Here is a 13722-nt window from a genome sequence, read left to right as displayed (position 1 = left end):
CCGCCGTTGAACGATTCAACCCGAGCCGTTCGATGACGGGCGGGGACAAGCCCCGCACCCTACTCGTTCTTTTGAAAACCTATTGCTCGTTCAGGTTCCAGTTATAGCTCATGTAGCCAATCTTGGTGTTGGCGCTGATTTTGGTTTTTGCGTACTTATTCACCCACTTCACCACCGACTGGCCGTTCTGGTTCCAGTCGTCCTTGTACCAGTCGAAGTAGCTGGAAAGCTGGGCGCTGGTGGAACTGAGCTTGTTTTTGCCGGTATCGTTGAGGAAGGCGCGGCCCTGGGCATCGAGCTGGGCGTTGAGGCGGGCGGCGGTGTAGGCCTCGGGGCGCAGCGGCGGGCACGAAATGGAGGCGCACACCAGCGCGAAGTGGATGCGCGGGTCGTTGAACTTCTTGCGCAGAGTGCCGTGCTCAATATCGTCGAGGCTCATTTTAGTGCCTCCGATGCTGAAAAACTGCTTTTTCCAGGGCTCTCCGATATCCTTGATGCTCTTGAGGGGGTAGTTATCCAGAATGAGGCGGATGGTGTAGGCGTTGTAGGCATTGGTCCAGAAGGCCATCTGCTCGGCCTTTGGGTCGGCGGCCTTGGGCGGGTTCTGGCTGAGCTTGGCCAGGTAGGCATTAAAGGCCTTTTCCTCGCTCTTGAAACCCTTGTAGTTCACCTGGCCCTGGGCATCGACGTACTTTTTTAGCAGCCGGTCGAAGGCGCTGTGGTCGAAGGCTGCTGCTACTGGGGCTGCGGCAGGGGCCGCTGCCAGAGCCGCCGGGGCCGTTGCGGTTTCGTCGGTGGCAGGGGTGGCGCCGTTGCAGGCCGAAGCCGCGAGGGTGGAAGCGCAAAGCGCCGTGAGCAGGAAAGTGCGGTATAAAGACATAGAAGAGGATTCTGAGGAAAGAAAAAAGGTGGCCGGTGAGCCGGTGCCCTAAGCGTTTGAGGCATACGGGGAAACCTGCGGTCCTGGTGAAGCCTATTGCAATAAACGCGCCGTGCCGGCCGCTCGGATTGCCCGGGCGGGCAAACTGGCCGGGCCCGCAACTGCGTATCTGCCGAACCGGGCCAGTTTATGGCCGCCAAAAATTGCGCAAATTGCGCTCCTGTTCAGTTTTTTATGCCCGAACTCAGCGTCATCATTCCTACCTACAACGAGGCCCCGCACATTGCCGGGCTGGTGCAGCAGCTGCGGCAGCTGGCTTCGCCCGGCGAGGCGGTAGAAATTCTGGTAGTTGATGCCCGGAGCCCAGATGGCACGGCCGCGCTGGCCGAAGCTGCCGGAGCCACCGTGCTGCATGCGCCGTGCCCTGGCCGCGCCGCCCAGATGAACTACGGGGCCAGCCACGCCACCGGCCGCATCCTGTACTTCGTGCATGCCGACGTCGGCATCTGCCCCGGCTACGAAACCACCATTGCCCAGGCCGTAGCGGCGGGCCACGCGGCCGGTTGCTACCGCTTCCGCTTCGACTCGGCTCACCCGCTGCTGCGCATCAACAGCTACGGCACCCGCTTCAAAGGCCTCATGAGCCGCGGCGGCGACCAGACACTGTTCATTACCAAAGAGCTATTCGGGCAGCTGGGCGGCTTCAACGAGCGGTTTGTGGTGATGGAGGACTTCGAGATTATCCAGCGCATTCGCCGCGTGGCCTCGTTCTACATTGTGCCCCAAAGCGTGCTGGTATCGGCCCGCAAATACGAGCAGAACAGCTGGCTGCGCGTGCAGCTGGCCAATCTGGCGGCCTTCATGCTCTACTTCATGAAAGTGGAGCCCGCCCGCATCGGCCGCACCTATAAGGCACTTATAAACCACCGGTAGAGTGATTTTTGGCGGGAAATAGGAATAAAAAACGTCATTCAGAGCGAAGCGAAGAATCTCGCGTGACTTTTTTGAACGACTGTTTAACCATCAGCTCGCGAAATTCTTCGCTCCGCTCTGAATGACGTTCTACCGTCGTCGTTATCCGATTTCCTGTGTCTGACAACCAAAGCCTACTCAACCCAAAACCTATCCTCGTTACCGGGGCCAACGGTTTTCTGGGCCGCCACCTGGTATCCGAACTGCACGGCCGGGGCCACGCCGTGCGGGCGCTGGTGCGGCCCGGCACCGCGCTGCCTTTCCCCAGTGAGTGGGGCGTAAGCTATGTTGAAGCCGACCTGGCCCGGCCCGCCACGCTGGCCGGCGCGGCTACCGGTTGCGGGGCCATTATTCATGCCGCCGCGCTGGCCAGCGTGAACCCGGCGCGCAACCCGGCCCTGTGGGCGGTAAACGTGGAGGGCACCCGCGCCGTGCTGGCTGAGGCCCGCCGCGCCGGAGTAGGACGGCTGGTGTATGTGGGCACGGCTAACGTTTTCGGCTTCGGAACCCGGGAAAACCCCGGCGACGAAACCCGGCCCTACGCCGGCACCCGCTACGGCCTCGACTATATGGAAAGCAAGCGTGCCGCCACCGACCTCGTGCTGGCGGCCGTAGCCGATGAGCAGCTGCCGGCCGTGCTGGTGCATCCCACATTTATGCTCGGCCCCAACGATGCCAAGCCCACCTCGGGCGCTTTGCTGCTGGAAATCTACCGCGGAAAAGTGCCCGGCTACCCGCCCGGTGGCAAAAACTACGTACATGTGCGCGACGTGGCCCACGCTACCGTAAATGCCCTACATCTGGGTAAGGTAGGAGAGTCGTACATTCTGGGCAACGAAAACCTGAGCTACCGTGAAGCGCTTACTCTGATGGCCGATTTGATGCGTGTACCGGCCCCGCGCTGGCCCCTGCCGGCCGGGCTGGCCCAGCTCTACGGCGAGCTGTGCAGCCTGCAAACCCGCCTCACGGGCCGTCCGGGCCGCCTGAACGCCGCCATGACGGCCGTGGCCAATGACGGTCACTACTTCGCGGTAGAGAAGGCCCGGCGCGAGCTGGAGCTGCCGCAAACGCCCGTGGCCCAAGCCATAACCGACGCATTCGCCTGGTTTCAGGCCGAACAGTATATTTGAAGTATGTTGAAGGAAAGTCTGGCCCCGGCCGTTGTTGAGCCTGCTACCGAACCGCTTTCCGCGCCTGCTTTGGTGGCCCCGGCGCCTCAAAGCGCGGGCATAACCCAGGTCGCAGACCTTGCTGAATCAGATGGCGCGGCAGATCCGAAGCCAGCTGCCGAAGCGGGCCGCGTTCGGGCCCTGCCCACAGTGGGGCCGCTGGCCGGCCGGGTGGCCCTGGTCACGGGTTCCGAGTCGGGGATTGGGCGCGAGACGGCCCGGGCTTTGTGCGCCGCCGGAGCCGCCGTGGTGCTCAACGGCCTGCGCCCCGAGTATCTAGAGGCTACCCGCCAGCAGTTCGAAGCCGCCGGGGCCACCGTGGCTGCCTGCCTGGCCGACGTAACCGATTATGCCGCCTGCGAGGCGCTGGTGGCCACGGCAGTGCAGCAGTTCGGCCGGCTCGATATCCTGGTGGCCAATGCCAGCATCTCGCAGCGAGCCTACTTCCTCGATATGGCTCCCGACGTATTCCGGCGGGTGCTCGACAGCAACGTGTACGGGGCCGTTTTTCCGTTGAAGGCGGCCCTACCCCACCTGCTCGAAAGCCAGGGCAGCATCACGTTCATTTCCTCCATTTCGGCCCTCAACGGCATGCCCAGCGGCTCGGCCTACTGCGCCGGCAAGGCGGCTCTCACCAACCTAGCCCACACGCTGCGCCTGGAGCTGGACGGAACCGGCGTGCATTTTGGGGTGGTGCACATCGGCTTTACCGAAAATGACGACGATAAGCGGGTGCTCGACGCCGCCGGCCAGCCCGTGCCCATTGCCTACCGCAAGCCCCGCTGGCAGAAAACGCAGGCTGAAGTAGCCGCCATCATCGTGCGCCACATCCGGCGGCGGCGGCAGCGCACCGTTATTTCGGCTTTGGGCTGGCTCATCGCCATCGTGCACGGCAACTTCCCCCGCCTCGGCGACTGGGTGGTGCTGACTAGTATGCGCCGGCTGCGCAAGTTTTACGAGTAGGCAGTACTTACTGGAGCCAGCCTTCGGTGCGGAAGGCTGCTGGACTGCGACCAGTTTTACGTTTGAATAAGCGGCTGAAATACTGCGGGTAATCGAATCCGAGCCGGAACGCGGTTTCGCTGATAGTAAGGTTGGTGCTCAGCAGCAGGTGTTTGGCTCGCTCGATAAGGGCATGGTGGATGTGTTGCTGCGCATTCTGGTGGGTGAGCGTGCGGAGCAGGTCGCTCAGGTAGGCTACCGACACATGCAATTCGTCGGCGAAATGGCGCACGGTGGGTAGCGGCCGCGCCGAGTCGGGCGTGAAGTAATTGGCTAGCAGCGCCTCGAACCGGTTGAGTAAGTCGTGCCCGGCGGTGCGGCGGGTGAGAAACTGGCGATGGTAGAAACGGTTGGCGTAGTGGAGCAGCACCTCCAGCTGGGCCACCAGCACATCCTGGCTGAAGGCATCGATGGGCCGCTCATACTCCTGCCGCAGGCCCAGCAGCAGCGTGTCGAGCAGGGCTTCTTCTGGGGCCGAAAGGTGCAGGGCTTCGTGCACATCGTAGGCGAAAAACCCGTAACCGGCTATTTTCTGGGCCAGTGGGTGATGCCGCAGCAGGTCGGGATGAAACACCAGCATCCAGCCGCTCAACCGGGAGGTATCGAGCTCCTTGGCCACTCGAAATATTTGGCCGGGTGCCGAAAATCCCATGACGCCCTCCCGAAAATCGTAGGTGTGGTGGCCGTAGTATAGCGGGCCGTTGAGGTTGCGCTTGAGAAACACGGTGTATAATCCCAGCACCACCGGGTCCAGTAGCTCCGGCCGGTTGGGGCCAGCCGGAGCACTACTAAACGGCCGCAGGTCAATAAGCGTCAGCAGCGGATGGGCCGGCGCAGGCAGCTCATAAAAGCGGGTGTAGTCAGTCACGGTTTCCAACACCTGAGACTCTTTGGACTCTTTGGCGGGCTGCTTCATAAGAACGGGAAAAGAAGGGGAGGCCGCCCTTCGCGTTTAGCATTACCCAAAGCTCGGATATGCCGCGCCGGCCACGCTGCCCACCGGCATAATAGCATCAAGTTCGGCCAGTTCGGCCGGGCCAAGGAAGATGTTGGCGGCGGCTACGTTGGCCTCTAGGTACTTGCGACGCTTAGTGCCCGGAATAACCACCACGCCCTGAGCCAGCACCCAGGCCAGCGCCAGTTGGGCCGAAGTAACGCCTTTAGCTTGAGCCAGCGCCTCTAGCTTCGCTACTAGCTCCAGGTTTTTAGCGAAGTTTTCGCCCTGGTAGCGCGGGAATATGCGCCGCGAGTCATCGGCTGCGAAGTCGTCGGGGCGCTTGATTTCGCCCGACAAAAAGCCCCGACCCAGCGGCGAATAGCCCACAAAACCGACGCCCAGCTCGCGGGTCAGGGCCAGCATCCCGTTCTCTTCCACCGTCCGGTCGAAGAGCGAATACTCGGTTTCTAGGGCGGAAATGGGGTGCACCGCGTGGCCCCGGCGCAGCTCGTCGGCCGATACCTCGCTCAGGCCCAGGTAGCGCACCTTACCTTCTTCTACCAGCCGGCTCATGGCCCCCACGGTGTCTTCGATGGGGGTGTTGGCATCGACGCGGTGCAGGTAGTAAAGGTCGATGTAATCAGTATTCAAATGCCGCAACGACCGTTCGATTGACTTGCGCACGTACTCTGGCCGGCCGTTGTACTGGTAGTTCCACTGGCCGTCGTCGCCGATTTCAAACCCGAACTTGGTGGCAACAGTGAACTGCTTGCGGCGGCCGGCCAGGGCGCGGCCCAGCAGTTGCTCGTTGTGGAAGGGGCCATACACGTCGGCCGTATCGAGCATCGTGATGCCCAGTTCCTGGGCCCGATGGATGGTGGCAATGCTTTCGGTGTCGTCGGTGGGGCCGTAAATGGTGCCGCCGGTGAAGCCCGACATGCCCATGCAGCCCAGCCCTTCGACCGATACCTGCAGGCCCTGGCTGCCGAGGGCTACTTTTTTGAGGTTGCTCATACTGTGTAAGAAGGAGAGAATGGTTGAGGAAACGATACCAGGCAGTGAGCTGCTCAGCCGCCTGCTATCTACCTCACAAAGGTCCGGCTCCGAACGGGTGAAAGCCTTACACAAACCGCAGTATTGGCAGCACAAAACGCGGTTTTCACGCGCTTCACCTACCCCCAGCCCTGTACTTCCACTCCGCCAAAAACCGCCTGCTTCAGTCCGGCCGAGAAAAATTCTGGTGCCTCGGGGGCGCTGGCATGGTTGAGGGCCGCCAGCTGGTCGGGACTGAAGTTGATTTCCAGCGCCGCCAGGTTGTCGGGCACCTGGGCCGGTCGGCTGGCCCCGATGAGCGTGCTCGTGATGCCGGGCCGGGTCAGCGTCCAGGCTAGGGCCACCTGGGCCAGGGGCCGGTCGAGTTGGCCGGCTACCTCGCGCAGGGCCGCCAGAATCTGCCAGTTGCGGGCCGTGAATTTGGTGAACGGACCCGAGAACGGGTTGGACCCGCTGAGCCGGCCCTCGCCGCCGGCTGGTTGGGTACCTTCTGTGCTCGGCTCGTATTTCCCAGCCAAAAAGCCGCCTGCCAGCGGGCTCCAGGGCATAATGCCGAGGCCGCAGGCGCGGGCGGCGGGCACGTACTCGGTTTCGAGGGTGCGGGCCAACAGCGAGTATTCGAGCTGCATGGACACGGGGCCGGGCACCGCGTGGGCGCGGGCCAGGGTGGCGAGCTGGGTGGCATACCAGGCCGGCATATCCGAGAGCCCGAAATAGCGGATTTTGCCCGCCCGCACCAAGTCGCCCAGCGTTTGCAGCACTTCCTCGGCTGGCGTCACCTGGTCCCAGACGTGCAGCCAGTACAGGTCGATGTAGTCGGTGCCGAGGCGGCGCAACGAGCCTTCGAGGGCCCGATGAATCTGCTTGCGGCCGTTGCCGCCGGCGTTGGGGTTGCCCTTCTGGGCCGAAAAGCCAAATTTGGTGGCCAGTACCAGCTCGTCGCGGCGGTGGCCCTCGGCCACGAACCGGCCCACCAGCTCCTCGCTCGTGCCGCCCGAGTACACGTCGGCCGTATCAATGGAGTTGCCCCCGGCCTCGACGTAGGCATTGAAAATGGCGCGGGCGTCCGGCTCTGCGGCTCCCCAGCGGGCTGTGCCAAACGTCATGGTGCCCAGTGTGAGCGGGCTGATGAGCAGGCCGGAGCGGCCCAGGGCGCGGTAGGTAGTTAGGGAAGTCATAGGCAGGGAACAGGGGAGGTGGTTGGAAAGAAGCAGAACAATCGGGCGGGCTAAATGGGTTGACTACGAATTCGCTCTGCAGCAGCCGTCAATCCGTTTCAGCCAACTCTACCGTACATTGCGCCTCGCAAGCAGTGCCCGGCCGTTTGCCGGCCAGAATCCTGTTCAAGTCCAGCTCCTGCCAGTGCCTACTGCCGCCCCGCGCTCCACTACTGCCGTTCTGCTTTTCACCCGCCTGGCGGGCGAGGAAGCCGCGCACAAGCGGTTCGGCAGCCGCGCCGATGCGGCCGTTGCGGCTCAGCTGATTGCCCACGCCGCGGTTACGGCCCGGCAGGCGGGCGTCGATTTCCTTTGTTTCGATTCCGACCAGCAGGTGGGAAGCACGTTCGGGCAACGGCTGACTTCGGCGCTATCCTACGGCTTCGGGCAGGGCTACGAGCGGTTGGTGGTTATCGGCAACGACTGCCCCCAGCTAACGCCCGCCCGGCTGCGACAGGCCGTAGTCAGCCTCGAAACGACCGATGCCGTGCTGGGTCCCGACCCCGACGGCGGCGTGTACCTGCTAGGCGTGAGCCGGGCCTTTTTTGCGGCCGACGTGTGGGCCGCGCTGCCCTGGCAGACGGCCGCGCTGGGCGCGGCCCTGACGCGCTGCCTGCACCGTGCCGGAGCCACTGTACGCCGGCTGCGACCCTTGGCCGGCATCAACAATGCCCACCAGCTGGCGCGGGTGCTCCGCCAACTGCCCACTGCGGCCTTACGCCGCCGGCTGGGGCAGTTGCGGCGGCCTGCCCGTGTGGCCAGCATAGCGCTCCGGCTCCGCCCGCGGGTGGCGGCCGTAGCCGCGCCGTTGCCCCTGCGCGGGCCGCCTGTTTCCTAGAACCATTGTGCATGGCCCATTGGCGGGCGGTGGGGTAGCCTGGTGGGCTGCCTACCGGCTCGTGGGGGCGTCTGGTTTTTGGTTTTCAGGTTTTTGGCTTTTTTCAGATGACTAGTTTTTCTTCTCGCGCGGCGGCTACGCTGGGCTTGCTGGTGCTGCCCGTGTCGGCGGCGCTGGCGCAATCCGTCGATTTAGTGGTGTCGGTGGTGGATGTGAGCACCCGCCAGCCCGTGGTGGGCCAGGTGGTAAACCTCGACAATGCCGCCATCGGTTTCAGCACCCGCCAAACCAGCGACAATCAGGGCAAAGTCCGGTTTCGGGGCCTGAGTACGGCCGGCTCCTACGCCGTGAGTACGGAGGTGTCGGACAAGTTTCAGCCGGTGCGCGAGGCCAATATTCTGCTGCGCGCCAACTCCAGCCCGAGCGTAACGCTGGTGCTGCCGCGGACTACCGGGCAGGCCCTGGGCGAGGTAACGGTGCGGGCCCCCAACGCCACTACCATCAACACCCAAAACGCCGAGGTAGCCTCCCAGCTCTCGGCCCGCGAGCTGCGCCAGATCCCCATTGAGGCCCGCGACATCACCCGCGCCCTGTACCGCCTGCCCAACGTCACGCAGGCCACCGGCTTCTTCACCGAAGCGCCCAACGTGAGCATCAATGGCGCCAACGGCCTCTACACCAACTACCTGATTGACGGGCTCGATAACAACGAGAACTTCCTGGGCGGTCAGCGTTTCGCCATCCCGACGGGTTTCGTGCAGAACCTGAACGTGTTGACCAACAACTTCTCCACGGAGTATGGCAACTCGGCCAACGGCATCGTCAACATCACCACCAAGTCGGGCTCGAACGAACTGACCGGCGAGGCGTTTTATCTGACCCGGCCTGGCCCGGGCATTGACGGGAAGTCGGACTTTGCGCAGCGCGACCTTTCGGGCAACCAGGTGAAAAGCGGGTTTCAGCGCCAGCAGTTCGGCTTTGGTGTAGGCGGCGCGTTGGTAAAGGACAAAACGTTCTTCTTCCTGAACGCCGAGCAAACCTTCGATTTGAAAGACAACCTGCTGAACTCGCCCGCGCTGGGGGTAAACGAAAGTGTGCGCGGCCAGAACCGCTTCACTTACCTGAGCGGCAAGCTCGACCAGCGCTGGAGCGACCGGTTTACCTCGTCGCTGCGGGCCAACGTGGGCATCGTGAACATCGAGCGGCAGGGCGGCGGCCTCGACGGCGGCGTAAACTTCAACTCGGCCGGTAACCAGCAGGACCGCAACTCGGTGAGCATTGCCTCGCAGAACGTGTACGTGGGTGAGCGAATCACCTCCGAAACCAGCCTGCAGTACGCCCGCTTCCGCTGGAACTACGCCAAGGCCAACAACCCCAACAGCCCCGACGTAACGGTGCGTGACCCTGAGGGCCAGCCTATTGCCGTGCTCGGCCACCCCGGTTACCTGTTCGATGCGCTGGAAAACACTTGGCAGGGTCAGCAGAAGTTCACCTATCTGGCCGGCCGCAACACGTTTAAGGCAGGTTTCGGGCTGATTAGCTCCCAGCACTCGTTGTTTGGCGGCGGCAACCCCAACGGCAGCTACACCGTGCAGCTGAGCGCCACTCAGCTGGCAGCACTACGGGCCCGCAACCTCGGCGGGGGCCTGAGCATCAACGATATTCCGGCCGACGTACAGGTGGTAAACTACGGTGTGGAGCTGCGGCCTGCCTCGTTCGGCACCACCCAGAACCTGTACAACATCTACCTCGAAGACCTAGTGGCCGTAACCGACCGCCTGAACCTGACGCTGGGCTTGCGCTACGACTACGACAACCTCTCGAAGGGCGGCTCGGACAAGGGCGACTTCAACAACATCGCGCCCCGCGCCAGCTTCAACTACCAGCTCACGGAGAGCAGCAGCCTGCGCGGCGGCTTCGGCCTGTTCTACGACAAGATTCAGTACGCCATTTACAGCGACGCGCTGCAGCAGAACACCACCTCGGCTGACTATCGCGCCCAGCTGACGGAGCTGGTGCGGGTGGGCGCGCTGCCCGCCGATACCGACCTGGGACGGGTAACGTTTGCCGGCAACGCTGGGGCTTCGTTCAATAATACTACCTACCTCAACGGCCCTTCGGCGGCCAGCCTGCAGGGCCAGCGGGAGGCTTCGTTCAGCAACGAGCGGCGCATCCTCAACCCCAACGGCTACCAGAACCCTTATACCCAGCAGAGCACGCTGGGCTACCAGTATCAGGTGGGCACCCGCACGCTGTTCTACGCCGATGCCGTGTTCAACCGCTCGTTTAACCTGCTGCGGCTGGCCAGTCTGAACGGGGCCGCCAACTACCCCGTAACCGACCCCAACAACGTGGTGGTGCGCACCGCGGCCCAGGCTGATGCCAGCCGCCCGATACCGATTCTGACCGACGCCGACGGCCCCTACGCCAACATCAATGGCCAGAAAGTGCGCGGCGTGGCCCGCGACATTATTGTGAGTGAAACGGCTGGCCGCTCGCGCTACCTGGCCCTCAACCTGAACCTGAAGCGCGACCTGCTGGCCGATGACAAGTACGGCTACCGCTTTAGCTACTCGCTGTCCAACCTCAAGAACGACACCGAGGACATCAACTTCCGGGCCCAGAACGCCAACCAGTACGGCACGGAATACGCCAACTCCATCAACGACCGCACCCACGTATTCAATGTCCTGGGATTCTACCAGCCCATTCGTAACCTGAATTTCAACGTAGCGGCGCTGGTGCAAAGCGGCCAGCCCATCAACCGCGTGGCCGGGGGCTATCCGGTGCCGGGTGCCTTCAACCCCGACGGCTCGCCGATACTCACCAACGACCTGAACGGCGACGGCAGCTCGTTCAGCACCGCCTACCTGGGCAACGCCGACCGGTTTCCGGGCGAAGGCCGCAACTCCGACCGGCTGCCCTGGTCGAAAACGATTGACGCGGGCCTGCAGTACAACTTCGTGTTTGGCGAGAAGCTGAGCCGAATCGAAATCCGGGCCGATGTGTTCAACGTGTTCAACACCCAGAACCTGAGCGGTTACGCCAACAACGCCACCCAGAGCAACCAGATTCAGGTGGGCCCCGAAGGCTCGGGCATCGTGCGCAAAAATGCCAGTGCCCCCCGCCAGTTTCAGTTCGGCGCCCGCTACGCGTTTTAGGCTGAATTGATAAGAACGATGTCATGCTGAGCGCAGCGTAGCGGAGTCGAAGCATCTCTACCGCTTCGTTATAATGCTAATCTGATGTAAGGATTACTACTGCGGTAGAGATGCTTCGACTGCGCTCCGCATGACACGGTCCTTGCGCCCTTGTAATTCCAATATGAAATTCTCCTTCTTATACCTTCCGGCCCTGGCTCTGCTGACTGCCTGCGGCGCGGGCGAGCAGGTTAAAACGCCCGAGCAGACACTGGCTCAGACCTGGCCGCAGATTGAGGCGGCGGGCAAGGGCCAGCCGGTGAGCATGATTATGTGGATGGGCGACCCGCTCATCAACAAATACATGCAGACCTACGTGAAGCCCGAGGTGCAGCGCCGCTACGGTATTGACTTGCAGGTTTCGGCTGGGCAAGGTGCCGGGTTAACCCAAACACTGGCCGCCGAGCAGCAGGCCGGCCAACTGAGCGAGGCCGATCTGGTCTGGATCAACGGGGAGACGTTTTACCAGCTCCGGCAGGTAAATGCGCTGCTCGGGCCCTTTGTGGACAAGCTGCCCAACGCGCGCCTGCTCGACCTCGAAAACCCGTTTATCAACACCGATTTCCAGCAGCCCATTGCCGGCATGGAGGCCCCCTGGGGCAACGTGCAGTTCAACTTCATCTACGACTCGGCGCGGGTGGCCAACCCGCCGAAGTCGTTTGCCGAGCTGCCGGCCTTCGTGAAGGCCAATCCCGGCCAGTTCACCATCCCGAACGAGTTTACGGGCATGACGCTGCTCAAATCGTGGATGATTGCGCTGTCGGGCGACCCGAAGCTGTTTGAGGGTAAGTTCGACGAGGCCGTGTACACCAAGTGGTCGGGCGAGCTATGGAAGGTCATCAACCAGAACAAGCGCTACTTTTGGAAAGAAGGCAACACGTTTCCGGAGCAGCTGGCGCCGCTGCATCAGCTGTTCGCCAACGGCGAGGTGGCTTTCACCTTCTCCAACAACGATGCGGAGGTAGATAATAAAGTCAACCAGAAAGTGTTTCCGGCCACGGCCCGTGCCTATGTGCCGGCTCCCGGTACCATCCAGAATTCGCACTACCTGGGCGTGGTGCGCGGGGCCCAACACCCCGAGGCGGCTATGCTGGTTATCAACTTCCTGCTTTCGCCCGAAGCCCAGCTGAGAAAGATGGACCCCAATGTGTGGGGCGACCATACGGTGCTCAACCTGGCCGCCCTCACACCCGAACAACAGCAGCAGTTTCAGCAGCTGCCCTCGCGCCGCTACGCTCCCAAGCGCGCCACCCTGCAGAACCTGGCCCTCATGGAGCCCGACCCCGAGTACATGACCCGGCTGTTCAAGGACTTTCGGGCGGAGGTGATGGAGAAGTAGCCGGGGGGCTGGGGAACCGGTAGAAGGCCGGGATAAAATAACGGCTCCGCGCTGCTGCGCTCAGCATGACGTTCCACTGTCGCCCAGCCGCCAGCTTTCTGATTCTGTATGAAACCCCTCAAACCCATTCTGCCGCTTTACGCTTTGCTCGTTATCGGCCTGCCGCTGGCGGGGCTGGGCTACGCGCTGCTGGGTAGTGTGGGCGTGGTAGGGCCGCTGGCGGCGGGGTTTACGGGGCGCTACTGGCAGGCGTTGGGCCACGAGACGGGCTTAGCTTACGCGGCATTGTACAGCCTCTGGATTGCGCTGGCCTCGGTGGGTATTTCGGTGGTGCTGGCGCTGGCGCTGGTGCTGCGGGCGCAACCTACGCTGCAGCGCGGGCCGCTGCCGGGGCTGCTGTACGTGCCGCTGGTAATGCCCGCGCTGGTGGTGGCCTTCTACCTATTTCAGCTGCTGAGCCGTAGTGGCTGGATCTCGCGCATCAGCTTCCGGCTGGGCCTGACGAACAGCCTGGAGGCCTTCCCGGAACTGGTGCAGGACGCGACAGGAGTGGGCATCATTCTGGCCCACGTGCTACTCACGTTTCCGTTCCTGACGCTGCTGTTCCAGGCCATCTATCAGGAAAGCCGGCTGGCCGAGCTGGGGCAGCTCACGAGTACGCTTGGGGCCAGCGCGAGCCAGTTTCGGCGGCGGATTGCCGCGCCGTTGCTGCTGCGCCGGGCCGCGCCTACATTGTTGCTCAGCTTCATTGCCACGCTCGGAGCCTACGATATTCCGCTGCTGCTGGGCCGCCCGTATCCGCAGATGCTGAGCGTGTTCATCATCACCAAACTCCAGCGCTTCGACCTGCGCGAGCTGCCCGCCGCCTACCTGGCCGGATTCCTGGTGGCTGCCGGGCTGCTGGGGCTTATTCTGGTGCTGTTGCGGCTGGTAAACCGGAGTAGGGTAGAGGCAGGGTGAGATGGGTAACAAACCGAATTGCGAAGAGCGATGTAGGGGCGGGGCTTGTTCCCCCCCGCCGGTTTAAGACCATTGTTTCACGATTAACGTTGGAGCGGCGCTAACGGCGGGGGGGGGGGAAAGCCCCCCCCCCCATTTGTTTAAAAAAATCCCCT

General features: G+C 62.8%; 11 protein-coding genes. 7 read left to right on the top strand and 4 right to left on the bottom strand.

The genetic code is table 11. The features are described from left to right. Window positions 1-79: 79 nt before the first annotated feature. Window positions 80-880, bottom strand: coding sequence for a DUF547 domain-containing protein (locus tag HW556_RS16540; protein ID WP_176901233.1), 801 nt, complete (start codon window positions 878-880; stop codon window positions 80-82). A 234-nt stretch (window positions 881-1114) separates the two neighbouring features. Here HW556_RS16540 and HW556_RS16535 point away from each other — a divergent pair, with 234 nt between their 5' ends. The 3 genes from HW556_RS16535 to HW556_RS16525 all read left to right on the top strand — a co-directional run bounded on the left by HW556_RS16535 (window position 1115) and on the right by HW556_RS16525 (window position 3984). After that, window positions 1115-1813, top strand: a complete 699-nt coding sequence (locus HW556_RS16535; protein WP_176901232.1) for a TIGR04283 family arsenosugar biosynthesis glycosyltransferase — start codon at window positions 1115-1117, stop codon at window positions 1811-1813. A gap of 155 nt (window positions 1814-1968) precedes the next feature. After that, the gene (locus HW556_RS16530) at window positions 1969-2982 is read left to right on the top strand and encodes an NAD-dependent epimerase/dehydratase family protein (RefSeq protein ID WP_176901231.1); all 1014 of its coding nucleotides are present in this window, start codon (window positions 1969-1971) and stop codon (window positions 2980-2982) included. A gap of 3 nt (window positions 2983-2985) precedes the next feature. Then, window positions 2986-3984 (top strand): SDR family oxidoreductase, encoded by a 999-nt coding sequence (locus HW556_RS16525; RefSeq protein WP_176901229.1) that lies wholly within the window; start codon window positions 2986-2988, stop codon window positions 3982-3984. A gap of 7 nt (window positions 3985-3991) precedes the next feature. On the opposite strand, the gene HW556_RS16520 is transcribed toward HW556_RS16525, so the two are convergent. The 3 genes from HW556_RS16520 to HW556_RS16510 form a co-directional block, all read right to left on the bottom strand. After that, window positions 3992-4939, bottom strand: a complete 948-nt coding sequence (locus HW556_RS16520) for a helix-turn-helix domain-containing protein (protein WP_176901228.1) — start codon at window positions 4937-4939, stop codon at window positions 3992-3994. Window positions 4940-4981: 42 nt separating this feature from the next. Then, entirely contained in the window at window positions 4982-5974 is a 993-nt protein-coding gene (locus HW556_RS16515) for an aldo/keto reductase (RefSeq protein WP_176901227.1), read from the bottom strand. A 158-nt stretch (window positions 5975-6132) separates the two neighbouring features. Beyond that, on the bottom strand, window positions 6133-7191 hold the full coding sequence (locus HW556_RS16510; RefSeq protein WP_176901225.1) for an aldo/keto reductase: 1059 nt from the start codon (window positions 7189-7191) through the stop codon (window positions 6133-6135). Between the two features lie 184 nt (window positions 7192-7375). Between HW556_RS16510 and HW556_RS16505 the strand changes: the two genes are divergently transcribed. The 4 genes from HW556_RS16505 (at window position 7376) to HW556_RS16490 (ending at window position 13567) form a co-directional block, all read left to right on the top strand. Further along, window positions 7376-8068 (top strand): TIGR04282 family arsenosugar biosynthesis glycosyltransferase, encoded by a 693-nt coding sequence (locus tag HW556_RS16505; RefSeq protein WP_176901224.1) that lies wholly within the window; start codon window positions 7376-7378, stop codon window positions 8066-8068. Window positions 8069-8175: 107 nt separating this feature from the next. Beyond that, window positions 8176-11229 carry a TonB-dependent receptor gene (locus tag HW556_RS16500; RefSeq protein WP_176901223.1) on the top strand — a complete coding sequence of 1018 codons (3054 nt, stop codon included), beginning with the start codon at window positions 8176-8178 and terminating at the stop codon, window positions 11227-11229. A gap of 163 nt (window positions 11230-11392) precedes the next feature. Further along, window positions 11393-12607, top strand: coding sequence for an ABC transporter substrate-binding protein (locus HW556_RS16495; RefSeq protein WP_176901221.1), 1215 nt, complete (start codon window positions 11393-11395; stop codon window positions 12605-12607). Between the two features lie 108 nt (window positions 12608-12715). Then, window positions 12716-13567, top strand: coding sequence for an ABC transporter permease subunit (locus HW556_RS16490; RefSeq protein ID WP_176901220.1), 852 nt, complete (start codon window positions 12716-12718; stop codon window positions 13565-13567). Window positions 13568-13722 lie beyond the last annotated feature (155 nt).

The sequence above is a fragment of the Hymenobacter terrestris genome (assembly GCF_013377905.1).
Lineage (GTDB): Bacteria > Bacteroidota > Bacteroidia > Cytophagales > Hymenobacteraceae > Hymenobacter > Hymenobacter terrestris.
This window is presented reverse-complemented; position numbering and strand designations above follow the sequence as displayed.

Coding starts and splice junctions, on each gene's coding strand:
- HW556_RS16540 (WP_176901233.1), bottom strand. CDS start 880: ATGTCTTTATACCGCACTTTCCTGCTCACGGCGCTTTGCGCTTCCACC.
- HW556_RS16535 (WP_176901232.1), top strand. CDS start 1,115: ATGCCCGAACTCAGCGTCATCATTCCTACCTACAACGAGGCCCCGCAC.
- HW556_RS16525 (WP_176901229.1), top strand. CDS start 2,986: ATGTTGAAGGAAAGTCTGGCCCCGGCCGTTGTTGAGCCTGCTACCGAA.
- HW556_RS16520 (WP_176901228.1), bottom strand. CDS start 4,939: ATGAAGCAGCCCGCCAAAGAGTCCAAAGAGTCTCAGGTGTTGGAAACC.
- HW556_RS16515 (WP_176901227.1), bottom strand. CDS start 5,974: ATGAGCAACCTCAAAAAAGTAGCCCTCGGCAGCCAGGGCCTGCAGGTA.
- HW556_RS16510 (WP_176901225.1), bottom strand. CDS start 7,191: ATGACTTCCCTAACTACCTACCGCGCCCTGGGCCGCTCCGGCCTGCTC.
- HW556_RS16500 (WP_176901223.1), top strand. CDS start 8,176: ATGACTAGTTTTTCTTCTCGCGCGGCGGCTACGCTGGGCTTGCTGGTG.
- HW556_RS16495 (WP_176901221.1), top strand. CDS start 11,393: ATGAAATTCTCCTTCTTATACCTTCCGGCCCTGGCTCTGCTGACTGCC.
- HW556_RS16490 (WP_176901220.1), top strand. CDS start 12,716: ATGAAACCCCTCAAACCCATTCTGCCGCTTTACGCTTTGCTCGTTATC.